At 60.4% G+C, this 25,108-nt stretch carries 18 protein-coding genes and 1 pseudogene; 14 read left to right on the top strand and 5 right to left on the bottom strand.

Translation table 11 applies throughout. The annotated features are described in order from the left end of the window. The first annotated feature begins 2 nt into the window (after positions 1-2). The 6 genes and pseudogenes from tatC to CARG_RS04590 all read left to right on the top strand — a co-directional run bounded on the left by tatC (position 3) and on the right by CARG_RS04590 (position 7,702). Positions 3-869, top strand: coding sequence for a twin-arginine translocase subunit TatC (tatC, locus tag CARG_RS04610; protein WP_020976239.1), 867 nt, complete (start codon positions 3-5; stop codon positions 867-869). Between the two features lie 5 nt (positions 870-874). Then, positions 875-3,604 (top strand): DEAD/DEAH box helicase, encoded by a 2,730-nt coding sequence (locus CARG_RS04605; protein WP_020976238.1) that lies wholly within the window; start codon positions 875-877, stop codon positions 3,602-3,604. 28 nt (positions 3,605-3,632) lie between these two features. After that, a pseudogene (locus CARG_RS10735) lies at positions 3,633-4,790 on the top strand (M24 family metallopeptidase); the annotation flags it as partial. Continuing rightward, a complete protein-coding gene (gene cbiE / locus CARG_RS10730) occupies positions 4,788-6,119 on the top strand; it encodes a precorrin-6y C5,15-methyltransferase (decarboxylating) subunit CbiE (RefSeq protein ID WP_407637015.1) in 1,332 nt (443 codons plus the stop codon). The pseudogene CARG_RS10735 and the gene cbiE, both read left to right, overlap by 3 nt. 30 nt (positions 6,120-6,149) lie before the next feature. After that, entirely contained in the window at positions 6,150-6,923 is a 774-nt protein-coding gene (gene cobM / locus CARG_RS04595; RefSeq protein WP_020976236.1) for a precorrin-4 C(11)-methyltransferase, read from the top strand. 41 nt (positions 6,924-6,964) lie between these two features. Further along, complete coding sequence (locus CARG_RS04590; protein WP_041746983.1) at positions 6,965-7,702, top strand: cobalt-precorrin-6A reductase; 738 nt, start codon at positions 6,965-6,967, stop codon at positions 7,700-7,702. A 9-nt stretch (positions 7,703-7,711) separates the two neighbouring features. Here CARG_RS04590 and CARG_RS04585 read toward each other — a convergent pair whose 3' ends face one another. The 4 genes from CARG_RS04585 to CARG_RS04570 form a co-directional block, all read right to left on the bottom strand. Beyond that, entirely contained in the window at positions 7,712-7,981 is a 270-nt protein-coding gene (locus CARG_RS04585; protein ID WP_020976234.1) for a hypothetical protein, read from the bottom strand. 141 nt (positions 7,982-8,122) lie between these two features. Next, positions 8,123-9,742, bottom strand: coding sequence for a precorrin-3B C(17)-methyltransferase (gene cobJ / locus CARG_RS04580; RefSeq protein ID WP_020976233.1), 1,620 nt, complete (start codon positions 9,740-9,742; stop codon positions 8,123-8,125). Then, positions 9,743-10,429 carry a precorrin-8X methylmutase gene (locus CARG_RS04575; protein WP_020976232.1) on the bottom strand — a complete coding sequence of 229 codons (687 nt, stop codon included), beginning with the start codon at positions 10,427-10,429 and terminating at the stop codon, positions 9,743-9,745. 11 nt (positions 10,430-10,440) lie between these two features. Next, entirely contained in the window at positions 10,441-11,715 is a 1,275-nt protein-coding gene (locus tag CARG_RS04570; RefSeq protein ID WP_020976231.1) for a nitrite/sulfite reductase, read from the bottom strand. 232 nt (positions 11,716-11,947) lie between these two features. Here CARG_RS04570 and cobN point away from each other — a divergent pair, with 232 nt between their 5' ends. The 4 genes from cobN (at position 11,948) to CARG_RS04550 (ending at position 18,677) form a co-directional block, all read left to right on the top strand. Further along, complete coding sequence (gene cobN, locus CARG_RS04565; protein WP_020976230.1) at positions 11,948-15,601, top strand: cobaltochelatase subunit CobN; 3,654 nt, start codon at positions 11,948-11,950, stop codon at positions 15,599-15,601. A gap of 57 nt (positions 15,602-15,658) precedes the next feature. Beyond that, positions 15,659-16,201 (top strand): FxsA family protein, encoded by a 543-nt coding sequence (locus CARG_RS04560; RefSeq protein ID WP_020976229.1) that lies wholly within the window; start codon positions 15,659-15,661, stop codon positions 16,199-16,201. Further along, positions 16,201-17,793 carry an apolipoprotein N-acyltransferase gene (gene lnt, locus CARG_RS04555; protein ID WP_020976228.1) on the top strand — a complete coding sequence of 531 codons (1,593 nt, stop codon included), beginning with the start codon at positions 16,201-16,203 and terminating at the stop codon, positions 17,791-17,793. The genes CARG_RS04560 and lnt overlap by 1 nt, the downstream gene beginning before the upstream one ends. 95 nt (positions 17,794-17,888) lie before the next feature. Then, entirely contained in the window at positions 17,889-18,677 is a 789-nt protein-coding gene (locus CARG_RS04550) for a polyprenol monophosphomannose synthase (protein ID WP_020976227.1), read from the top strand. A gap of 87 nt (positions 18,678-18,764) precedes the next feature. Here the strand turns inward: CARG_RS04550 and CARG_RS04545 are convergent, their stop codons facing one another. Further along, positions 18,765-19,163: an RNA polymerase-binding protein RbpA gene (locus tag CARG_RS04545; RefSeq protein ID WP_020976226.1), complete on the bottom strand. Its 399-nt coding sequence runs from the start codon at positions 19,161-19,163 to the stop codon at positions 18,765-18,767. Between the two features lie 59 nt (positions 19,164-19,222). Between CARG_RS04545 and CARG_RS04540 the strand changes: the two genes are divergently transcribed. From CARG_RS04540 to CARG_RS04525, 4 genes are all read left to right on the top strand, one after another. Continuing rightward, positions 19,223-19,696 (top strand): hypothetical protein, encoded by a 474-nt coding sequence (locus CARG_RS04540; RefSeq protein ID WP_020976225.1) that lies wholly within the window; start codon positions 19,223-19,225, stop codon positions 19,694-19,696. A 44-nt stretch (positions 19,697-19,740) separates the two neighbouring features. Beyond that, on the top strand, positions 19,741-20,436 hold the full coding sequence (locus tag CARG_RS04535; protein ID WP_020976224.1) for a YceI family protein: 696 nt from the start codon (positions 19,741-19,743) through the stop codon (positions 20,434-20,436). 253 nt (positions 20,437-20,689) lie between these two features. Then, a complete protein-coding gene (locus tag CARG_RS04530) occupies positions 20,690-22,087 on the top strand; it encodes an MFS transporter (protein WP_020976223.1) in 1,398 nt (465 codons plus the stop codon). Positions 22,088-22,156: 69 nt separating this feature from the next. Beyond that, positions 22,157-25,099, top strand: a complete 2,943-nt coding sequence (locus tag CARG_RS04525) for an FAD-binding and (Fe-S)-binding domain-containing protein (RefSeq protein ID WP_020976222.1) — start codon at positions 22,157-22,159, stop codon at positions 25,097-25,099. Positions 25,100-25,108 lie beyond the last annotated feature (9 nt).

Raw genomic sequence — 25,108 nt, 5'->3', positions numbered from 1 at the left:
CCGTGGCTAAGAAAAACCCCGAAGGCAACATGCCACTCCTGGAGCACATCCAGGAGTTTCGTGCGCGCCTCATAGTGTCGCTCATCGCGCTCGCCGCAGGAACCGTCCTCGGATACATCTGGTACGGCACCAACGTCGGCCCCATCCCGTCCCTCGGTGAACTCCTTCGCACGCCCTACTGCGATATCGACCCCGCAAAACGCCTCAGTTTTGGCCCCGAAGACGAATGCCGCCTGCTGGCAACGTCCCCCTTCGAAATGTTCCTCCTGCGCCTCAAAGTGGGCGCACTAGCCGGCACCGTACTGTCCTGCCCCGTGTGGCTCGGCCAATTCTGGGGCTTCGTCACACCAGGGCTTGAGAAAAAAGAACGCCGCTTCACGCTGCTGTTCATCAGCCTCGGCGTGGTGCTGTTCGTCGCAGGCACCATCCTCGCCTACGTCTGCATCCCCCTAGGCCTGAACTTCCTCACCGGAATCGGCGAGGAAACCCAAGTCGCGGCACTCACCGGTCGGGAATACTTCAACTTCCTGCTCCAAATGCTCATCCTGTTTGGGTTCAGCTTCGAGTTGCCTCTCGTAGTTGTCATGCTCAACTTGGTTGGGGTGCTGCGCTACAGCATGCTCAAAGGCAAGCGCCGCGTGATGATCCTCGCGATCTTCGTACTCGCAGCATTCATTACCCCAGGCCAGGACCCGTTCGGCTTGTTCGGCCTCGGCGTCGCACTGTCAATACTGATGGAAGTATCACTGCAATTCTGCCGATTCAACGACCGCAGACGCGCTGACAACCGCCCAGAATGGATGGACACCGACGACGACGCGGCGTCAACAATCGAAGCACCCTCCGACATCAACTTCGACGCAACCTAAGGTCTATGAGCATCACCGCCCACACAGACCCCAACGATCACGACAACCGATCCGTGGGGTCTAGCCAATCCACGGCTTTTCAACGCTTCCAACAGTCCCTCAGTTTTGAACTCGACCCGTTCCAAATTGAAGGCTGTCAGGCGCTTGAAGAGGGCCGCGGCGTGCTCGTCTGTGCCCCCACCGGCGCCGGCAAAACCATCGTCGGAGAATTCGCCGTCGCACTTGCCAAAGAACAAGGCGTACGCTGCATCTACACCACGCCCATCAAGGCTCTGAGCAACCAAAAATTTCACGACCTCCAAGCCTACGGCGAGGTTGGGTTGCTCACCGGGGACGTCTCCATCAACCCCGACGCCGACATTGTCGTCATGACCACCGAAGTCCTGCGCAACATGCTCTATGCGGGCTCACCCACCCTCGAGCGCCTTGGCTTCGTGGTGATGGACGAAATCCACTACCTCGCGGACCCCTCGCGCGGTGCGGTCTGGGAGGAAGTCATCCTCAACCTTCCCGACACCGTGCAGATCATCGGGCTGTCAGCCACAGTCAGCAACTCAGAGGAGTTCGGCGACTGGCTGCGCACTGTCCGCGGCGACACCCGCGTGGTCGTCACTGACAACCGACCCGTGCCGCTGGATCAATGGATGATGGCCGGGCAGAAAATCTACCCCATGTTTTCCAAGGGGGAACCCAACCCACAATTGCGCAGCCTCCACGGTTCCTCCCGGGTTAACCGCCCCGCGATGATCCGTGTGCTGGGGGAGATGGGCATGCTGCCGGCCATCGACTTCATCTTCTCCCGCGCCGGCTGCGATGATGCTCTTTTCGATTGCCTGCGTTCAAAAATCTCCCTGACAAGCAAGGAAGAAGCAGCACAGATCGCGACGATCATCGACGAAGGTATCGAGGATATTGACACCGCGGATCTCAAGGTTCTCAACTTTCCACGACTGCGGCAGGCACTCATGCGGGGCTTCGCCGCCCACCACGCAGGCATGCTTCCGGCATTCAAACACATCGTGGAAAAGCTCTTTGTGCGCGGACTAGTCAAGGTTGTTTTCGCAACCGAGACCCTCGCGTTGGGTATCAACATGCCGGCGCGCACCGTCGTCATCGAAAAACTCACCAAATTCAACGGTGATTCCCACGTGGAGCTCACACCAGCCCAGTACACGCAGCTAACCGGCCGTGCGGGTCGTCGTGGAATCGACACCATCGGCAATGCTGTGGTGATGTGGCATCCCCGCCAAGATCCCACCTCCGTCGCAGGTCTAGCATCCACACGCACCTATCCGCTGGAATCGACGTTCACCCCCGGCTACAACATGAGCGTCAACCTGATCAACACGATTGGATATGTTCATGCCCGCGGGCTTATCGAGCAATCCTTCGCCCAGTACCAAATCGACGGCAGCGTGGTCGACAAGGCCCGCAGAATCGAGCAGGCTAAGGCGAAAAAGGCGCGCGCGCAAGCGGAGTTCGAACGTTTGCTTCGCCGTGCATCCAGCCAAGCCGAGGATGATGCACATTACCAAGGCGATGCGCAGGCCCCCACGGTCGAGCAATTGGAGGCCTACGCGCAACTGCGCCAAGAGATCTCCACTATGGAGCGCACCCTGGCCAAAGACTCTGCGCGCTCTCGCAAGGCAGAAGCCGCAAAGATCCTCTCCCACGCGGACATCGGCGACGTCATCGCCCTGCCGGTCAAAAAAGGCAGCATGCTTGGCGTTGTTGTTCGCCGCCCACGTTCCCAGCGCGACCCCGAGATCATGATCATCACCGAAGACGGATGGGTCGGATCGGTCGTCGCGGAGCATTTCCCCATCGCCCCGCGGATCGTCGGCGCCATGAGCGTCGCACCGGAAGTGCTGAACAACCCGCGGCGCCGCAAAGGCTCCATCATCAAACACTTCGCGCGAACTAAATACCCACGGCCCAAACTCAACAAGCTTAAGGCCCCAAAGTCTGCCAAACTAACGGCCCTCAGAGAGGCCTTGCGCGCGCACCCAGTGCACAACATGCCCGGCCTGGAACCAGCACTACGCGCAGCACAAAAAGCCGCGAAGGCCGATAGGGAAGTCGCCTGGCTTGAAGAGCAGGTCTCCGAAGCCCACAACGGACTTGGCCGCACGTTCGATGCGATCCTTGAGCTGCTCGAGCACTGGGGCTACGTCAGCTACCCGGAACATGACGAAGATTCGCCAACTGGAGCAGCCGGGGAGGACGCCGGCCCGATCGTCACCGAAGAGGGCCACATGCTCGCCCGGATTCACAGCGAATCCGATCTGCTGATCGTCCAATGCATCCGTCGCGGGATTTTCGATCCCCTCGACCCTGCCGAATTGGCCGCACTGGCCAGCGTCTGCGTATTTGAAAAACGACGCGAGACCCGCGGAAGGGCACAGGCTGCAACTCCGGCGATCAACACCGCCATCTCCCATGTGTTCCGTATCTGGGAGGAGCTCGTCTACGACGAACAGCGCCTCGGCTTGAAACCCACTCGCGAACCCGAACCATCATTCGCTCTGGCCATGCACCAGTGGACCGCAGGTGCCCCCTTGGATTATTGCCTCCAAGCTGCCGCAGAATGTGGAGCGGAGATGACCGCCGGCGACTTCGTGCGTCAAGCACTGCGCGTTGTTGACCTGCTTGAACAAATGGCGGCCTTCGACAGCCTGCGCGAGCCCGCACGACAAGCAGTAGACGCCATCCGACGCGGCGTCGTCGCACTGTAGGCAAGCCGATCACAGTAGCATTAAGAGCATGCATGTTTATCCGGATCGGCTCCACCGAATCCAGCACACCCGCAGCACGCAGCCGCTGATCATCGCAGGCGGCCCGGAGCTGGAATACCTCGGCATCGGCCTATCCACCCACGAACGATTCTCCGCTCTGGTCATCCCCGACTCAAACCACCCTCATCGCAAGCCACTGCTGATCGTCCCTACGGTGGATTTGGGCAGCGCAACCACGATCGATCCAGCGCTGTCTGAAGTCGCAGATGTGCGCTCATGGAAAGACGGCGAAGACCCCTACGCTATCGCCATCGGTCACCTTGTAGCCGGCGCTCATGCCCAGGCAGCAGAGACCGACACCCCGCTCGACATCGCGGTGAGTTCATCGCTGACGGCCGACCACATCGTCGCCCTGACAACCGGGATCCAGCAACTCACGGGCTACAGCGCACCACAATGGGTGCTTGCGACACACACTCTTGCCGAGATGTTTATGGTCAAAGACGCCTCGGAGCTGGGCGCACTGCGTGCCGCCGGCCAAGCTATCGACGCAGTGCACGCCCACGTACCCGCGCTTTTGATTGCCGGCCGCACCGAAGCAGAGGTCGCGGCAGAACTAGAAAAGCTCATCTTGGCCGAGCACGACAGCGTGGACTTCATCATCGTCGGAAGCGGACCCAACGGCGGTAACCCCCACCACAGCTTCTCCGACCGCGTGCTGCAAGCAGGCGACCCGGTAGTCATCGACATCGGGGGCACCTTTGCCGGCGGCTACCACTCCGATTGCACCCGCACCTACTATGTCGCTGGCGATAGCGGCGTTGATAGCTGCGTTGATCCTGAATTTCTCGCGGCCTACGCAGTGCTTGAACGTGCACAAGCAGCAGCTAGGGCCATAGTGCGCCCCGGCGTCACGGCAGCGCAGGTAGACGCTGCGGCCCGACAGGTACTCACCGAAGCCGGTCTGGGGGAGTACTTCACCCACCGCACCGGGCACGGTATCGGGCTGAGCACCCACGAAGAGCCCTTCATCATCGCCGGAAACGATCTGGTGCTGCGCGAGGGCATGACTTTCTCCATCGAACCCGGGTTTTACACCGACCGGTGGGGGGCACGCATCGAAGACATTGCGTGCGTGACCGCCGATGGGTGCGACACCTTCAACAACCAACCGCGCAGCCTCGTGCCCGGCAACGACAAGCACAGCGGCGGGGACAGTAGCACCAAGGCAACCATCGTACCCAACGCACACACAGAAGCATCCGCAGCATCCGCCAGCTGGGCAATCGTCGGCGTCCATGACGGTCGGGATCTTGACGCCGCGCACATCCGCACGCTGCTGGGCCAGGCCACTGTTGTCCTCGGTGGGCAGCGCCAACTGGACATGCTCAGCCACGTCGCAGACGAACTGTCCGACGCCGTGGTCACCCAGCCATGGCCCAGTCCGCTGGTTCCGGCATTGCCCGAGCTCATCGATCGATACCGTGGACAACAGGTGGTGGTTCTAGCCAGTGGCGACCCAAACTACCACGGGATCGCCAGCACACTCAGGCGCCACGGCGTCGATGCACATGTACATCCGGCACCGAGCAGCGCCTCTCTTGCTTGCTCAGAACTCGGCTGGGCTCTCGATTCCACACCTGTGGTCAGCCTCATGTCCGCCGACATTAACTCCATCGGCCTAGCCATCGAACAGTCCCCGCGTGTACTGGTGTTAGGCCGTGATAGCTCCACCCCGGCAACAGTTGCAAGCTACCTCCACCACCTCTCATCCGACAGCATCGACCCCGCCAACATCACGATCACTGCGCTGAGCAACCTCGGCACGCCCCAGCGCGCCATCACCCGCGGAGACGCCACCGCTCCGCCAGTCGCAGACAACCTGCACATCCTCGCCATCGACACGACCACAGCGCGCCCCGCGACGTCAACACTCACACCTGGACTCCCCGATGAAGCATTCGAGTCCGATGGGCAGCTAACCAAGCAGGATATCCGCGCCATCACCCTGGGAGCGCTGGCACCCCAACCGGGGGAAACGCTATGGGACGTCGGTGGAGGTTCAGGCTCGATCGCCATCGAATGGCAACGCGCTCAATCCCGTAACCCCGGTGCACTCCGAGGCCTCAAGCAGCGCGCATGGTGTTTTGAAAGCAACGCCGAGCGACGCGCACGAATCGAACGCAACGCAGCACACCTCGGGGTGCCGCTCAGCATCCTAGGCACCGCCCCGGACTGCTTCTGCGACGCCCCCGACCCCGACGTCATCTTCATCGGCGGAGGCCTCGAAGCAAGCTTCGAACAAGCCTGGCTCAGGTTGAAACCCGGCGGGCGGATCGTCATCAACGCTGTGACCGTGCAAAGCGAACAACACCTCTTCGCCCTCCAAGCACGCTACGGTGGCAGCATGCACCGCTTCGAAGTCTCGAACGAAAAACAGATCGGTAGCTTTACCGCACTCAAACCGGCACTGCCCATTACGCAATGGCGCGCCACCAAAAACATCTCTTCCTAGCACGCTCGTTTACAAAGGACTCGCCCACTCATGACAGTATTTTTTATTGGAGCCGGCCCCGGCGCCGCTGACCTGCTCACCCTGCGTGCGGACCGACTGATTCGCTCCTGTCGCGTGTGCCTGTACGCCGGCAGCATCGTCCCCCCGGAAGTGCTGGAGGGCTGCCCCGAAGACGCCGAGGTCATCAACACCGCCCGGATGCCGCTGGACGAGATTACGGAGATTATTGCGCGTGCTGACGCCGCGGGGCACGATGTCGCACGTCTACAATCCGGGGATCCAAGTGTGTATTCGGCTCTCGCGGAACAGGCACGCCGCCTTACTGCATTGGGGATCGATTACGAGATCGTCCCCGGTGTGGCGTCTTTTTCTGCGGCTGCGGCAGTCCTGGGTCACGAATTGACGGTGCCTACGGTGGGGCAGACGGTCATCCTCACCCGGGTCAGTGGGCGGGCGTCCGCCATGCCGGAGGGGGAAGATTTAGCCACCCTTGGTGCTTCCAAAGCCACGCTGTGCATTCATCTGGCGGCGCACGACATCGAGCGTGTGGTCTCGGAGTTGGTGGATAACTACGGCGTGGATTGCCCGGCGGCTGTGGTGGCGTTCGCTTCTCGCCCGGAGGAGCAGATCATTCGCGGCACGCTGCAGACTATCGCGCAGCAAACCATCGACGCTGGCATCACCCGCACAGCGATCATCATTGTGGGGCAGGTTTTGGGGGCATCGGGTTTTCCCGATAGTTACCTCTATTCCGATGACCGCCCCCGCGACGAGCACGGCCGAACCATCCCATGTGTGCAGTAGGCGTCGGGAACACGCGGCCGCGCCGGGGGCCGGCTCGGGTCATGCAGCCAACAGCGCTTATTTTGGGTGGCACGGGGGAGTCTCGCGACTTAGCCCGATTGCTGCGTGACGCCGGATGGACGGTGACATCATCGTTGGCAGGCAGGGTGTCGACGCCGCGTTTGCCCGTCGGCCAAGTGCGCATCGGCGGGTTCGGTGGGCCTGCGGGTCTTGCCCGCTGGATCGTCGACAATGGTGTTGACGTGGTGGTTGATGCCACCCATCCTTTCGCAGAGAAAATCAGCCTATCTGCGGCGGAAGCGTGTAGGGCAACGGGTGTTCCGCTGGTTCGGCTGCAGCGTCCGCAGTGGGAGGAGCAGCCGGGGGACAGGTGGACCCACGTGTCCTCGATGCACGAGGCTGCCCAGCGTGCCTGCCGGTACGGTCACGTGTTTCTGGCTATTGGGCGTCAACAGTTGGCTCCTTTCGCCCAGGATCCTCACGCGCTGTATGTCATCAGGTGTGTGGAGGAGCCCAGTGTGGAGCTGCCGTCGCGCCATCGCATTCTTCTCAGCCGTGGGCCTTTCGACCTTGACTCCGAGAAGAAGCTTCTGATCGACAACCAGATTGATGTCGTGGTGACAAAAAACTCGGGCGGGCCTACCTACAACAAGTTGGTGGCCGCCCGAGAACTGGGAGTGGATGTCATCGTGGTCGATCGACCCGCTCTCCCTAAGGGGCACAGCGCCATTGTCGCTACGGCGAAAGAAGCTTACGACACCTGTGAGGCGCTGCTTTAAAAGACCGCTTTAGCGGATTCCGAGGATGTGCTTGATAAATGCAGGTGCCGGGCCGATGAGGATGCCGATGCCTTCAAGTACCAATCCGATGGTGATCAGGGTCTGCATCAGTTCGCTGTGCTCGCCCTTGTTACCGGAGTCGAACAAACCCTCGCTGGAGGTGCTGATGTCGCTGCTGCCGGTGTCTGCTGCCTGCGCAACATAAGAGGGGGCCGTGGCGAGCGAGGTAGCCAGACCGGTTGCGACGATAGCCGCAGTGATGCGTCGGTTTACGCGCATGTGTTTCATCACCTTTCAAAGGGTGCGGGGTCACGATGCCCCGCAAAACGATGTTGCTGTCTTAGTATGCCGGATTGGTTGCCACTATGCGAAGCCTTGCGTAGTGCTGTCCCCGGCATGAGGGGTGCCGATTATGCGGTGTTAGCTCAACCCGTACGTGCGTGATGTGTACACGCGAGGCCCCTGGGGGCCGTCGTAGGCGCGGGTAGTCGATGCACCGATGATGACCATCGTCCGCATGTCGACAACTGTAGGGTCAAACGCTTTGAGTGTCGTGATCGTTACTTTTTCCTGTTCAGAGCCCACTGCGCGCGCCACGATGACCGGGGTGTTGGGCCCCTGGTATTCGGAGACGATCTCTTTGAGGCGTTCGATGTGTTCCCGTCGTTCCTTCGACGCCGGGTTGTACACAGCAAAAGCCATGTCGGCGCCGGCCAGGGCACGGATGCGTTTTTCAATCTGCTCCCAGGGTTTGAGCCTGTTAGAGAGAGAAATCATGCCGAAGTCGTGCCCGAGGGGCGCACCCGCGCGGCTGGCTACGGCTTGTGCGGCTGTCATACCGGGAATGATGCGCACGGGTACTTCGCGCCACAGATCATCGTCAGCGGTCTCGAGCACGGCTGCGGCCATAGCGAACACACCCGGGTCGCCGGAGGACACGACGGCTACCCTGCGGCCACGTTTAGCCATGTCTAGTGCGAAGGCTGCGCGTTCTGCCTCGACCTTATTATCGGACAAATGACGCCGCTGGCCGGGGCGTTGCGGAACGCGATTGATGTAGGTCGAGTAACCGACAAGGTCGGTGGCTTGTTCCAGCTCGTGTTGGACTTCGGGTGTAGTCCATCGTTGCGCGCCTGGTCCCAGGCCCACCACCACAACCTCTCCAGTCGTTTCAGCTGCACTATCAATGACGTCGCGTTTGGGCACGCTCGCACGAATCTTGTCCTGTTGCGCAAGTACGGAAGGAACAATGACGACACTGAAATAGGGCACGGTTGATGCGTCGACCTCTCGCACCGGCTGGGCGCTTTGGCCGTCCATGCCCACCCGAGTCACCAGCACAGCCCGATCGAGCATACCTGCGTGTTCTAGTGCGCAGCGCACTTTGTTAAACGTGCGGCCGAGCTTCATCACCACGGCGCAATCGGCGTTGGTGAGCCTGCGGCGTAGTTCTGCTTCTTCCAAGGTGCCGGATACGACGACCAGCGTTTCGTCATCTTCGGTCAACGGTTTAGCGACAACCGCGGTAGCCCCAGCGATAGAGCTAATCCCGGGGATGACTTCGCAGTTGCACCGCGCTTCAAACATGCGGTGAATGTGCTGATAGGAGCTGTAAAGCAGGGCGTCACCGAGGGCCAGGACAGCGACGGTTTTACCTTCGGCTAGGAACTGCTCGATGGTGCGCTCGGCGTCAACATAGAACTCTGCGAGCGCCCCTGCGTAGCCGCCGGGATGGTCGGTTGATCCCGTGGTGACGGGGTACTCCAAGTGCACGTGGTGTTGGCCGCGCTGACGTCCCGCCCCGAGCAAGTCCTTGGCCGGGATTGCGGCAGCAGAAGGACGCCCCTTCTTGGAGTGGTACACCACCACATCCGCTTGCTCGATGGCACGCACAGCTTTGAGTGTCAGCAGTTCCGGATCCCCCGGGCCGACGGAAACCCCAATGAGCGTGCCCGGCAGATCCCACGCGGCGTCATCACTACCGAAGGGTGCTGTGCGGGAAGCAGCCGAACCTGCCGGGGTGTGTGCGGAGTGCGTCATTTACATAATCTCCTTTTCCGCCGCGAGTGCGTTAAGAGCAGCACAGGTGATCGCCGAACCGCCCCTGCGGCCATGAACCGTCACAAACTCCAACCCAAGGTCGGCGGCGACATCGCTCAAGGCCTGCTTTGATTCCTCAGCGCCGACAAACCCCACCGGAATACCCAGTACTGCGGCAGGACGCGGCCGCGCAATACCCCGGGCATCCGCATCCGCAAACCAATTAAGCAGATGGAACAGGGCAGTGGGGGCGTTACCAATGGCCACCACAGCACCATCGAGCATGTCCCCGGCCAACTGCATTGCGGCAGCCGTGCGCGTCGTGCCCAGCTGCGCCGCCAACTCAGGGGTACGCGGGTCTTTAAGCAAACACACCACGGGGTTGTCGGCTGGCAAACGCTTGCGTGTAACGCCACTCGCGACCATATTGACGTCACTAATAATCGGGGCACCCTGTTCCAGGGCCCGGCGCGCGGCCGGCACCAGGTTGGGGGAGAATTCGATGTCTCCGGCGAGGTCGGTCTGGCCCGCTGCGTGGATCATGCGGACGGCGACGGTTTGCTGCGCTGGGTCGAATCCGCTTAAGTTGCTTTCCTCGCGGATCATTGCGAACGAGCGGCGGTAGATTTCTGCCCCGTCAGTGATGTAGTTGTGGGGGCCGAACTGCTCGGAGCTGTTGTGGTTCATAGATTTCTACGCTACACGGGGGTTGGGCTGGTCACTTCGGTTACCTCGTATTCGCCGTCGCCGGTGGCGAGGTAGTCCACGTAGGCGCCTTGTGGGTGGCCGCAGCGGCGCACACAGCCAGAAAAGTGCACCCGCAGGTTGTTGTTTCCACGTGGTGCGTCGGGTGTGTGCTCGTCTGTTCCGTCGACCATGGAGCGGATGAAGCTGACGGCATCCGCTCTGGTGTCCGAATGGGATTTTTCGCATGTTGCGATACCCGGGCATGCGCTGACCTGCACCCAGGGGGACTGTTGGTCGAAGAGCACACCGCGGGGTGCGAGCATTTCCACCAGGCGTTCGGCGATGGCTTCGGGTAGGTCGTGTATAACCAGGCTATGCCAGGGGGTGACGACGATGGGTCGGTCGACTGCGGCGAGTATCCGCGCGACATCAGCCGACATGTGTGCGAACGCCAGTGAGCACCCCAGGGATACTTCGCCGGTTTCGGGGTGGGGCAGCCACCCGATCGGACGAGGATCATCCAGGAAGGCGCCCCGTTGGGGTGGGGCAATGGTGCTCGCATGATCGTGGGTGACATGGTCGATATCGAGGCACTCCACAGCGGAGGCAATCGTGTCGATCAGGTCGGGCAACACCTCCGGTTTTTCTTGCACGCGCCAGGCGGTGCCGCGGATCTCCTGCCAGCGTGAGGCGGCTGCGACCAGAGCCCTCGCGGCGTCATCATGTGAGACGAATAGGCCGATAGGGCAACCACCCACGATGATCTGGGCGACCTTGGGGTTGGTTGTGGACAATACGACACCGAAGTCGGGCTGCTGGGCCATAATGTCCCCCTCACCCGAATCGATACCGAACAAGGTGCGGCCGGATAGACCAATGACGTCGCGGGACGCAATCAGCGCGTCATCGAGTTCCGCGACTATCCACGCGACGTCGCATTCGGCGTAACGGCTGTGCGCCATGGGGGAGGAGATGATGTTGCGTACTTTGTCGTGCTCGCGGCTGGGCAGAAACCCGCCGGCTTCGCACGCTTCAGCGAATGCGTCCATGTCGCCTTCGGAGATACCGCGGATCTGGATGTTGCCGCGGGTCGTGAGGTGGATGTGACCGTCGCCGAAAGTTTCCGCCATGTGTGCGAGGGCTTCCCACTGCCGCGAGGTAACCCGACCGCCCGGCGCGCGCACGCGGCCGATGCGTCCATCCTTGGCTTTGTGCATGCTCAGAGCGCCCGGGCACCCGTCGGAGCGAGTGCGGTCGCCAAGGTGATAAGAATCAGCTACAGACATAGTGTTTAACCCTATCGATACGGCGGGCTCACCATGAGCTGGGGTAGGCTGTCAGAAGCCCCTTTGGGGGATATTGTCCACCGCGCAGGGTGGGTGAATCCGGTGCAAATCCGGCACGGTCGCGCCACTGTCATAGTCAGACCACCCCCGCGTGCGCACATCGGCCCCTGTGGGTCGTGATGAATGTCTCCAACGTTACCCTGGGCGCGTTTTCCCAGAAAGGCAGTTTCTCGTGATTCTTCTACTCACCACCTCTGACACCGACCTGTTGACGGCCAAGGCAGCCTCCCGCCACGAGGGGGTGGAGTTTTCCTACGCCAACGCCAACCGCTTTAGTGGACGTTTAGACAAGCTGGATGAGCATCTTGATGCCGCGGACATCGTGATCGTGCGTCTGTTGGGCGGTCGCAGGGCATGGGAATCCGGCGTGGATCACGTGTTGGCCAGTGGCAAGCCGGTCATTTTGGTCTCGGGCGAGCTCGCTGTGGATGCGGAGCTGACGGAATTATCTACTGTTCCCGCTGGCGTGGTGACGACGGCGCATACTTACCTGGCTGAGGGTGGGGAAGCGAACCTGGTCAATCTGCATAACTTTCTGTCTGACACGATTTTGTTGACTGGTTTTGGTTTCGAGCAGCCTTCTCGCATGCCTTTCTGGGGGCACCTGGATTATCAGCCCGAATCGGTTCGCACCGTGGTTGGGGGAGCGTCACCACGGATTGCTGTTCTGTATTACCGCGCGCATCATTTGGCCGGTAACACCGATTACATTCGGGCCCTGTGCGACGCTATTGCTGCACGTGGCGCCACCCCGGTGCCGATTTTCTCCGCGTCGCTGCGTCAGGCTCCGGATGATCTGCTTGATGAGCTTCGCACCATGGATGCGTTGATCACCACCGTGCTAGCTGCCGGTGGAACTAAACCAACCGGGGTGGGTGCCGGTGGCGACGATGAGGCCTGGGATGTCAAGCAGCTCGCGGAACTTGATGTGCCGATCATTCAGGGTCTCGCGCTAACCAATCCCCGAGCCGACTGGGAGGATAATGACGACGGCCTGAGCCCTTTGGACGTCGCCACCCAAGTTGCGGTGCCGGAGTTCGACGGGCGCATCATCACCATTCCGTTCAGCTTCAAAGAGTACGACTCCGACGGGTTGATCTCTTATGTTCCGGACCTCGAGCGCTGCTCACGGCTAGCGTCGATCGCGTACAGGCACGCCCGCCTGCGGCACCTGCGCAATGAAGACAAGAAGATCGTCGTCATGCTGTCGGCATACCCCACCAAGCACGCCCGCATCGGCAACGCTGTGGGCTTGGATACCCCGGCATCGACGTTGCGCGTGCTCAAAGCGCTGCATGACGCCGGATACGACCTGGGCGACACCTCCGCGATTCCTGGTTATAACGATGACCCGGCGCTCATGGATGGCGACACCTTTATGCACGCCATCATCGACGCAGGCGGCCACGACCCGAACTGGTTGACCGAGGAGGTATTGGCTTCCAACCCGCTGAAGGTCAGCGCCGAGGATTACAAGGCTTTCTTTAACACTCTTCCTGCAGTCATGCAGGAAGAAATGACGGAGCACTGGGGTGCGGCCCCCGGCACACACTACGTCAATCCCGAGACCCAAGAGATCTACGTCGCCGGCCTGGTGTTCGGCAACGTCGTGGTCATGGTGCAGCCGCCACGTGGTTTCGGTGATAACCCAGTGGGCATCTATCACGACCCTGATCTTCCCGCCAACCACCACTACCTGGGAACCTACTTCTGGTTGCGTGAAATTTTTGGGGCGGACGCGATCGTCCACATGGGTAAGCACGGCAACATGGAATGGCTGCCCGGTAAGGCAGTGGGCTTGTCGAGCGAGTGCTACACGGACCAAGCGGTAGCCGACCTGCCTTTGATCTACCCCTTCCTCGTCAACGACCCCGGTGAAGGCACCCAGGCAAAACGTCGCGCACACGCCGTACTCGTCGACCACATGATTCCCCCCATGGCACGCGCCGAAACCTACGGGGATATCACCCGCCTGGAGCAGCTACTAGACGAGCACGCCAATATCGCGGCGATGGACCCCGCCAAACTCCCCGCCATCCGCCAAGAGATTTGGACGCTGCTCACCGCCGCCCAAATGGACAAAGACCTCGGCTGGGAAGAACGCCCCGCCGAAGACGTCTTCGACGACATGCTCATGCACATTGACGGCTGGTTGTGCGAGATTAAGGACGTCGCGATCCGGGGCGGACTGCACATCCTCGGCGAGGAAATCTCGGAAGACGTCCGCATCGACCTCATCCTGGCGATGCTGCGCGCCCGCCAACTCTGGGGCGGCGAAATGGCCGTCGTCGGTCTGCGCGAAGCCTTAGGGTTGAGCGAACAAGGCGACGAAAGCCGAACCCGAGTCGACGAAGTTGAAAACTATGCTCGCGATCTACTCGTCGCACTAGATGCGGCAGAGTGGAATGCTGACGCCATCGACGGCGTCATCAATAATGCAACTCTGCCTGACAGCGCCAATGTGGACACCGTCCGCGCAATCCTTCAATTCGCCTGCACCGAAATTGTGCCCCGCCTGGCCCAAACTCCGCGAGAAATCACCCAGATCCTGCACGCGCTCAATGGTGGCTTCATCGAGGCGGGTCCGTCTGGTTCCCCCATGCGCGGTTTGATGAACGTCCTGCCCACCGGTCGCAACTTCTACTCCGTCGACCCCAAGGCTCTGCCCAGCCGACTGGCGTGGGAAACCGGCCAGCTGCTTGCAGATTCCCTCATCGAGCGCTACCAATCCGAACACGACGGCGCATACCCCACCTCTGTCGGCCTATCCGTGTGGGGTACCTCCGCCATGCGCACATCCGGCGACGACATCGCCGAAGTCTTCGCCCTGCTGGGTGTCCGCCCCCTGTGGGACGAAGCCTCCCGGCGCGTGACCTCCCTAGAGCTCATCCCGTTGGAGGAACTGGGCAGGCCCCGCATCGACACCACCGTTCGTGTATCGGGCTTCTTCCGCGATGCCTTCCCGCACGTGTTGTCCCTTCTTGATGACGCCGTGCAAATGGCCGCGCACGCGGACGAACCAGCCGAGCAGAATTTCGTCAAGGCCCACGCCGCGGAGGAATCTGCCGAACAGGGTGGGGGAGAGCTACCCGAGGGCCACGTCTCCCGAATTTTCGGCTCCAAGCCCGGCACCTATGGCGCTGGCCTACTCGAGCTGATCGAGTCGGGCAACTGGCGTGATGACGCCGACTTGGCTGAGGTCTACACAACCTGGGGCGGCTACATTTATGGCCGCGGCATCCAAGGTGTCGAAGGCGCCGAAAAAATGCGACAGGCCTACAAGCGCATCCAGGTCGCTGCGAAGAACATGGATTCCAAGGAACATGACATCGCGGACTCTGATGATTACTTCCAGTACCACGGAGGCATGGTCGCCACCGTGCGTGCACTGACGGGTAAGGACCCCGAGGCCTACATCGGTGACTCCACCCGCCAGGAAACCGTCAAGACCCGTAGCCTGCACGAGGAATCCCGCCGTGTGTTCCGCGCTCGCGTGGTCAACCCCCGGTGGATTGAGGCTATGCGCCGCCACGGCTACAAGGGCGCATTCGAAATGTCCGCCACCGTTGACTACCTGTTCGGTTACGACGCGACCACCGGTCTGATGGACGATTGGATGTACGAGACCCTGACCGACACCTATGTGGCAGACCCGGTCAACCGCGAGTTTTTCGAGCAGTCCAATCCGTGGGCGCTTAAGGACATCTCCGAACGTTTGCTGGAGGCTGCCGACCGCGGCTTGTGGGAGGAGCCCACCCAGGAAGCCTTGGACACTCTGCGTCAGACCTTCCTTGATATGGAGGGTGAACTGGAGGAACGCTCCTAGCGATCAACCCTTGGTGCTGTCACCGCTGTGCATGGTTAGGCAAGTAGACTGGCGGGCATGCCTTTAGTAGTTGTTATTCCTTATCTGCTGATTGAGGCGCTCGCCTTCTACGGTGTTTCCAAACTCATCGGCACCGGTTGGGCCCTGGTCGCTCTCATCGCGTTTTTCTTCGGTGGCCTGATGCTCGCCGCAGTAGAGATGCGTTCGATCGCGCGCAAGCTGCAGGCTGGAAGGGAAAAACCGGGTGCTGCTGCCGGCGATCTCGGTCTTGTTGCTACCGGCGCTTTCGGGGTTGCTCTGCCGGGCTTCGTTACAACCATCGCTGGTCTGCTGCTGATCATCGCCCCAACGCGTGTTCTGGTTAGGCAGCTTCTTGCCCGCCAACTGCGTCGCCGCCTTGAGGAATTCGGCGGTAGGGCCTTCGAGACTGTATCGATGCGTGCGTCCGGTGGCGCTCCCGTCAGTTATGGAACCTTCGTCATCAACGAAGACGGCAGTCCCGCAGATGGCTCCGCCCCCTCGGATGAGGACATCTCCCAGTGGTCGCGCACCATCACCCCGGAAGACTTCGGCACAGACACAGGTAGCAACGATAAATAATGACGTCGCGTAGCACCGGTGTCGCCATCTCCGCTGCGCGTGGCCTGCTGGCGGCATTATCCGGCTGGATGGTGTTTATGTCCTACGCGCCGCATAGCCACTGGCGCCTAGGAATCATCGGGATCACCCTCCTACTTGTTGCCGCCGCACCCTGGGGATGTGATGACCGCCCCCGTCTACGCGTGGGGGCTCTTGTCGGACTCATTCACGGGCTGACGCTGTATTTATTTCTCCTGCCATGGATCGGCGTGTTCGTAGGCAAGATGCCCTATATTGCGCTCGCTATCACCGAATCGCTCTACAGCATCCCCATCGGATTGTTCGCAGCCGCCGCGACGTCACTAGCGTACAGGCGACGCTATTGGGCCCTGGCCGCGTTCGCATTGATGTTTTGTGCAACGGAGTGGCTGCGCTCTACATGGCCTTTTGGTGGTTTCGCATGGGGGCGCATCAGTTGGGGACAAGTCGATGGCCCCCTCGTCGGGTTCGCTGCACTAGGCGGGCCATCCCTGGTCACCACCGCCACGGTTGCGTGCAGCGCCGCACTGTTTGTCCTCGTTAGCGCCGCATTGCGCCTGCGTGGACAGCCCAGCGCACGGCCCGCGAAGTCATCAATAATTGCGCCCACAGCCGTGAGCTTGGCCAGCCTGCTAGCAGTAGTTGGCAGCGGCGCATGGCTAACCATCGACCAAGACAGCTCAGCGCAAGCGGCCGAAACATCAGACGATGTGCTGAAGGTAGCGGCGGTGCAAGGCAACGTGCCGCGCATGGGGCTGGACTTCAACGCCCAGCGACGCGCCGTATTAAACAACCATGTGAAACAAACCGAAGGCATAGACCAGCCCGTCGACCTGGTGGTTTGGCCTGAAAATGCCTCGGACGTCAACCCCTTCAGCGACCCCACCGCAATGGCTTCCATTACGCGCGCAGTCAACCACGCGAACGCCCCTACACTGGTCGGCACACTCACGCGTGACCCCGAAGACCACAACACCGTCGTTGTGTTCGACCCAACCACCGGGCCAGGGGAGAGGCACTACAAGAAATACCTCCAGCCTTTCGGCGAGTACATGCCCTACCGCAGTTTTTTCCGCCTCTTTTCCTCATACGTCGACCAGGCCGGAAACTTCGTGCCCGGCGACGGCAACGGTGTAGTACACATCAATCACAACGGCCACCAACTTGGAGTGGGAGTATCGACCTGCTACGAGGTCGCATTCGATGCTGCAGGAAGAGACGCCGTAAAAGCCGGTGCAGAAATCCTCACCACCCCCACCAACAACGCGACCTTCGGTTTCACCGACATGACCTACCAGCAACTGGCCATGTCACGGCTGCGAGCGCGTGAATTAGACCGCTCTGTCATTGTTGCTGCAACCTCCGGTTCCAGCGCAATCATCCTTCCAAATGGCCAGGTCACGCAGCAATCCGGGATTTTTGAAGCCGCGACGCTCATCGATTCCGTGCCGTTGCGCACGACTGTGACGTTTGCGGCACGCTATGGCAATGTGGTCGAATACCTAACGATGGTTTTCGGCTGGCTAAGCGCTATCGCAGCGCTCCTCGCAGCTCGAAGAGCTGACGCAGACTGACAGGAAACGACAGGGTCAGGCAGCCCCCTGGCCCTATATGTGCCTTCAGCACACAACCGAAAACACCAACGGATAATAAGGAGCCAAGGACTACAGTGAAGACTCTCGTCATCATCCCGACCTACAACGAGCTGGAAAACCTCCCGCTCATTACCGGGCGCGTGCGCAAGGCAGCCCCCAAGGTTGACGTCCTCATCGTCGATGACAACAGCCCCGACGGCACCGGGGAACGCGCCGACCGCATGGCAGAAAGCGATGAGCACATCCACGTGCTCCACCGCGAGGGCAAAGGGGGACTGTGCGGCGCCTACGTCGCCGGCTTCCAATGGGGTCTCGAAAAAGGCTACGACGTCCTGTGCGAAATGGACGCAGACGGCTCCCACGCACCCGAACAATTGCACCTGTTGCTGGAGGAAATCGATAACGGCGCTGATCTGGTCATCGGTTCCCGCTACATTCCCGGCGGCAAGGTCGTCAACTGGCCGAAGAAGCGCTGGGTGCTGTCCAAGGGCGGCAACATCTACATCTCCCTCGCTCTAGGGGCCGGCCTGTCCGACATGACTGCCGGCTACCGTGCCTACCGGCGTGAGCTTCTTGAGGCTCTGGACCTCGACGAGCTATCCAACGCCGGCTACATCTTCCAGGTGGATTTGGCCTGGCGTGCAGTCCACGGTGGCTACGACGTACGCGAGGTGCCGATCACCTTCACGGAACGCGAAATCGGCGAATCCAAGCTAGACGGAAGCTTCGTCAAGGATTCTTTGTTGGAGGTCACCAAGTGGGGTGCTGCCCACCGTGGCGAGCAAATCTCCGAAGCGTTCAAAGAAACCAAGAAGATCGCCACCTACGAACTGCAACGTTTCCGCAAGAAGCACAACATCTAGCGTTTACACCACTGAGCAGCATAAAAAAGTTCCCTCACAGACACCAGGCCGTGAGGGAACTTTTCTGTTTCAAGCTACTTCTTCTAGCTACTTCGAAGCTTCCACCTGCGCTGCGGTGGCTTCCTCTTGCTGCTGCTTCAGCAGGCGGGCTGCATTACGGCGGCGCTTGCGTAGATTTTCGATGCGCTCCTCCAGGAGCTCATCGAGCTCTTCAATGCTGCGGCGTTCACGCAGCATATCCCAGTGGGTACGCGGAGGCTTCACCGGCTTGGCTTCTAGGCCTTCGCCCTCCATGAGGGTGCCTGTCATGCCGTTCTTGCACGACCATTCGCTGGGAATTTCAGCGTCATCAGCGAAAGGCACCTCGAAAATTTCGCCGTTATCGGTGCGGTAGCGAACCATCTGGCGGGGGGCCAAATCATGATCGCGGTCTGTTTCATAACTCACGGCGCCCATGCGGCTACCGCGAAGAACTCGATCTGCCAAAGTGTCTCCTCCTTAAACAACAAGTGACCACTGTACCACCGTGCGCTATAGTGCGGTGTGTGAGCACGCCCGAACCCACCGCCGCAGACACGTCCGCTGCGACCGCAACCCAGCCGACGTCATCGCCCAAGAAGCGCAGTAGCCAGGCAAGCAGCGCACCGGCCTTTTGCCAATGGTGCGGCAAAGAGCTCGATCCAGCTGCGAGCCGCAGAAAGAAATACTGCAGTAACTCCTGTAAACAACGCGCCTACGAGCGCCGAAACCTCCTCATCGTGCGCAAGGATGCCACGGGCACTGATCCCGCCACCGGACAGCCGCAGGCCGCCGCAGACGCCCAACAGGCCACGGCGGTCACAGCCCACGCCACTGTTGGTGCATCGCGGGCATTAGGCGACGCCTTGTTTGAGCTTCGCTGCGGCGCAGAGGACATTCTTACAGCCATCGAAGACGGCGCCGACACCGATGAGCTCACCGTGCTAGCCAAAGAGCTTATCCGGCTGGCGCATTCCGCTGAACACCACGCCCAACGCTAGGTCAAGGCCTCTGTTGTCCGAACGGGGGTTTAAACTAGTTGCTTATGAAGCCTGTGTCCCGTTCACCCTTCGTTGTCCTGACCATCGTCGCCATCGTATTGTTGGCATTCGCGAGCGTCGGCCCAGTCGTCTACAAGGCGCTGACAAGCACAGGCATCAAGACGGGGGAGATCCACACCGACGGCGCGCTGCCCGCGAGCACCGACATGGAGGGCACGTGGGAAGTCATCCACGGCAGCGGCGCGAATATGACCTCGGTGGGTTACACCTTCCATGAAATTTTGCCCGGTGAAGATAAAGACACCTCGGGCTCCACACATGACGTAACAGGCACAGTGACGGTAACGGGCACACAGCTGACCCAAGCCAAAATCGTGGTCGCAATGGACACACTCGAAACGGATGTCGAAAAGCGAGATATCAATGTGCGCCGGGGGATTTTACACACCGAGGATTATCCCGAAGCAGTTTTTGCCGTCGATAAGCCCGTGTCGATTGACGGCATCACAGAAGATGGAACTGTGGGACACGTTACAGTGCCGGGCGTGCTGACGCTCCACGGGGTGAGCAAGAACGTCGATGCACCGTTGGACATTTTGCGCACGGGTAATCGAGTGATCATCGGCGGGACCGTGCCGATCAACCGTTTGGACTTTGACGTTCAGACACCAGAGTTTGTGGCCGCAGTGATCGACGAACAGGGCGAGCTCAACATCAGGCTGACCCTAGAGAAGGTGTAGCGGCGAGGCGCCACATGAGAAGGCCTAGGGGCACGGCGGTTGGGAGCAAACGCCGTGCATAACACCATTTCATCTATTTAGCCGATAATGTACATTATGTCATTTCAAGAATTATCAACCCCCTCCCCACCAGAGGTCCAGCATCCAGCGACACCCACCCTCAGCCGCCACACGACACTTAAACAACAGCTAATTCCCGCAACACAGGACAAGGTTTTCACATTGTGGACTTTTCTTGCTACCATCGTCCACCATGTCAACGAATCACACCACAACCACACCGACTGAGGCGGCAACCCAACAGCAGCCACACGCAAACAAGCGAACCCCACTAGACGCGACAACCAAGCGGCGCATCATCATTGCCTCGACGATCGGCACCACGATCGAGTTCTACGATTTCTACGCCTACGCCACCGCAGCCGTCGCGGTCTTCCCATTCATGTTCTTCCCCAAAAATGAAGACCCGACCGTCGGCCTCTTGGCTAGCTTCGCAACATTCGGGCTAGCATTCCTCGGCCGCCCGCTGGGCTCCGTCATGTTCGGACATTTTGGTGACCGCATCGGCCGCAAAGCAACCCTCGTCGGCTCACTGCTCACCATGGGTATCGCCACCTTCCTCATCGGCTGCCTGCCGACCTACGGCACCATCGGCCTCGCCGCCCCCGCCTTACTGGCTTTAATGCGTTTCTGCCAAGGCTTGGGCCTTGGCGGTGAATGGTCTGGCGCAGCACTGCTAGCCACAGAAACAGCCGACCACGGAAAGCGCGCATGGGCCGCTATGTGGCCACAACTAGGCGCACCCTTCGGATTCCTAGCCGCCAATGGCCTGTTCCTCGTTCTGGTGAGCTCGCTTGGCCACACCAACGGTGAAACCACCGGTGCTTTTATGGAGTGGGGTTGGCGCATCCCCTTCCTGCTGTCCGCCGTAATGGTCATCGTCGGGTTGTATGTCCGCTTCAAGCTTGAAGAAACCCCCGTGTTCACTACTGCGGTCAACAGTGGCAAGAAGGTCCGCATGCCCCTGGCCACCGTCTTCAAAACCTCCGCAACGCCTCTGGTCATCGGCACCTTCGTGATGGTTTCGTGCTACACGATGTTCTACCTGATCACGACCTGGATCCTGTCCTTCGGCATCGGTAACAAAGAGGCCGGCGTTGGTCTCGGAATCCCCTACATCGACTTCCTTAAAATCCAGCTTGTCACCATCTTCGCCTTCCTCGTTGGCATCCCCCTTGCCGGCCGCCTCGCAGATACCCGTGGCCGTAAAACCACCCTCACCGCGGTGTCAGTGATCATGATCGCTTTCGGTCTGTCCTTCCCACTGTTCCTGGGCACCGACCGCGCTACAGAGTTCAGCGTCTTAATGTTCTTGCTCATCGGCATGTTCATCATGGGTTTGATCTTCGGCCCGATGTCTGCGGTTCTCCCCGAACTCTTCCCCACCAACGTTCGCTACACCGGTTCGGGCATTGCATATAACGTCAGTTCGATCCTCGGTGCCGCTATCGCCCCGTTTGTGGCCACCTACCTGAACAAGACCTACGGCGTCGCCTCCGTCGGTTACTACCTGGTGATCGTCTGCATCATTTCTCTGATCGCTATTCGCTTAATGCCCGAGACTCGCGGTGCTGACATGACCGAAATTTAGGGCTCCCGGAAGCGGTGCTCAGGTGATACTCGCCTGTGCGCCGCGCCACCATCATTTAAACTGCACAGTGTGAAAAAGCTAGGCACTCCATCTCCACGTCACATCGGCCGACCGGCGGGTTCCACTCCCCAATTAGATGCTGTCCCGGAGGATCGCTTCAAGGGTACTGACGCCGCGACGGTTAAGGCTCTCTCAGACCTTGTGGGCGCCGACAATGTGCTGCACCGCATTTCCGACTTGGTGCGCTACGCCTCAGATGCGAGCGCCTACCGGCTTATCCCTCAGGTGGTTGTCCGTCCTCGCGATGCCCGAGACATCGCCGCCGTCGTGCAGTGGGCTAATGACAATGGCCGACACATCGTGTTCCGTTCTGCAGGCACCTCTCTTAACGGTCAGTCCATCACTGATGACATCCTGATGGATCTCAAAACCCATTTCGGCGGCATGCGGGTCCTCGACGGCGGCGAGCGCCTGTGGTCGCGGCCGGGGGTCATCCTCGGTGATGCACAGGCAGTGTTGAGCCGCCACGGCTACATGATTGGTGCAGACCCCGGTTCCACCTCTGTGTGCACAATCGGTGGTGTCTTGGCCGACAACTCCGGCGGCATGCGCTGTTCCGTCGACCGCGATTCTTACCACACACTCGAAGATGCCACCTTCGTGTTGCCTTCAGGCACCATTGTGGACACCACCTCCCCCACTGCGGACGCCGACCTTAAGGCCGCCGAACCGCAGCTATACCAGGGCCTGGTGGATATCGCCGAACGCATTCGGAGCGACGCTGAGCTCAGCGCGTTTCTCCGCAAGAAATTCACCATCCGCAACACCAACGGTTTGCGCCTTGATGCCTTCCTCGACGAAGACTCCCCCACCCGTATGCTCATGCGGCTGTTGGTGTCTTCGGAGGGCATTTTCGGCGCGATCACCGAATCTGTCATCCGCACCGTCAAGCTGCCCCGCCACAAGGCTGTGGCCTGGGTGATGCTGCCGAGCTTGCGTGACGCGGCGTCATACGTCCACGCCCTCGTTCAGGCTGGAGCTGAAGCCTGCGAGCTACTCGTAGCTCCGGTATTGCGCGATGCGGTCGGCAACTTCCCGGCCGCCAAGCAGCACTGGTCCGATCTTGGCGATGACGCAGCCGCCCTCTTGCTCGAGGTTGGTGGCGCCACCGACGAAGAACTCGACGAGGCCATCGCACGCACCCAATCAGTACTCGCCGACGCAGAGCTCTTGGAACCCACCGTGTTCGACAAGACCGAAAAAGGTATGCGCGGGGCCTGGCAGATCCGCAGTGGCCTGTTCGGCCTGTTTGGTGCTGGCCGCCCGGATGGAAGCACCTACATCACGGAAGACGTGTGTTTTGCTCCCGAAGACATCGGTGATGCTAGCGCCGACCTTCTCAATTTGCTCACCGAATACGACTATCCCCCGCTGGTCATGGGCCACGCGGCGTTCGGCAACCTCCACTTTTCAATGTTCCCCCGGCTGACGGAACCCGAAGAGGTCGAGCACTACGCCAACTTTATCGACGATCTGGCCGAGCTGGTGATCGACAAGTACCACGGTTCGCTCAAGGCAGAGCACGGTACCGGTGTCAACATGGCCCCGTATGTTCGGCGCGAATGGGGCGATGTCGCCTGGAATATCATGTGGGAGCTCAAAAACCTCATCGATCCCCACGGCATCCTCGCACCCGAGGTCAAACTGACCCGCACCGAGGACATCCACCTGAAGAACTTCAAGTCTTTCCCGAAGGTTGAAAAAGAAATTAACGCCTGCGTCGAGTGCGGTTTCTGCGAACCGGTGTGCCCTTCACGCCATGTCACGGTGACGCCGCGTCAGCGCATTGTTTTGCGTCGCGAAATGGCGCGTCAGCCGGAAGGCTCCAAGGTTCTGCACCAGCTGCAGGAAGAGTTTCAATATGATGCCGTGGATATGTGCGCGGCCGACGGCACGTGCGCAATCCCCTGCCCTGTGAGCATTAACACCGGCAAGGTGATGAAGGACATGCGTGCTCACGAGCACAGTGACAGCGCTCAGAAGGCTGGCATTAACGCGGCGAAAAACTACGCCACGTTGGAAAAGGCCGCACGCGGAGCCGTGAAGGCCGCTTATGCTGTTCAGCAGCTGACCGGGTCCAAAACTCTCGCGACCGTCGCTAATGCTGCGCGCAGCCTGATCAACAACGATCTTCTCCCGACGGTCCCTGGCGATCTGCCTGCGGCGGCTTCCCGTCTGCCCGACACGGACCGTTCGGGCGCGACTGCGGTCTACTTCCCCGCGTGTATCAACCGAATTTTTGGTATATCTGCTCACGCACCAGCTGACCGCGTGGAAGTACCCGAGGCTATCGTCGCTCTGGGGCGCCGATCGGGTCGCCCAGTGTGGATTCCAGGTGATGTTGCTGGCTCGTGCTGTGGCACACCTTGGTCATCGAAGGGCTACACCGAGGGCTTCAAAGAGAAAGCCCAAGAAATCGCCCAGGATCTCATCTCTTGGACCGACAATGGGACTTTGCCCGTCGTCGTCGACGCTGCGTCCTGCACGCACGGTTTATTAGCGGAAGTACCAAAAGCACTCGACGGCGACCTCAAGCAGCAGTTCGCGGCCGTACGCATCCTCGACACCATCGAGTGGCTTGATCAAGAGGTCATGGACTATCTTCCCCTGACGCAACCGGTGCAACGTGTGGCGGTTCACCCCAACTGTTCAGTCGAGCACATGGGTTTGACGGAAACCATGGTGTCCATCCTCGACAAAGTAGCCAATGAGGTGGTCGTTCCCGAAGGTGCAACATGCTGCGGAACCGCTGGTGATCGTGGACTACTCCACCCTGAGCTAGTGGAATCTGCGACCCGAGAACAAGCCCGCTCCCTCGAAGGCGTAGAATTCGATGCCTATGTATCGGACAACCGCACCTGCGAGATGGGACTTGAGATGACTCTCGACCTTCCCTACGAATCCATCGCTACTGTGCTTGAGCGGGCCTCTCGCCCGGTGGTAAGCCCCTAAAGGTTGACA

The organism is Corynebacterium argentoratense DSM 44202 (genome assembly GCF_000590555.1).
Classification (GTDB): Bacteria; Actinomycetota; Actinomycetes; order Mycobacteriales; family Mycobacteriaceae; genus Corynebacterium; species Corynebacterium argentoratense.
This window is presented reverse-complemented; position numbering and strand designations above follow the sequence as displayed.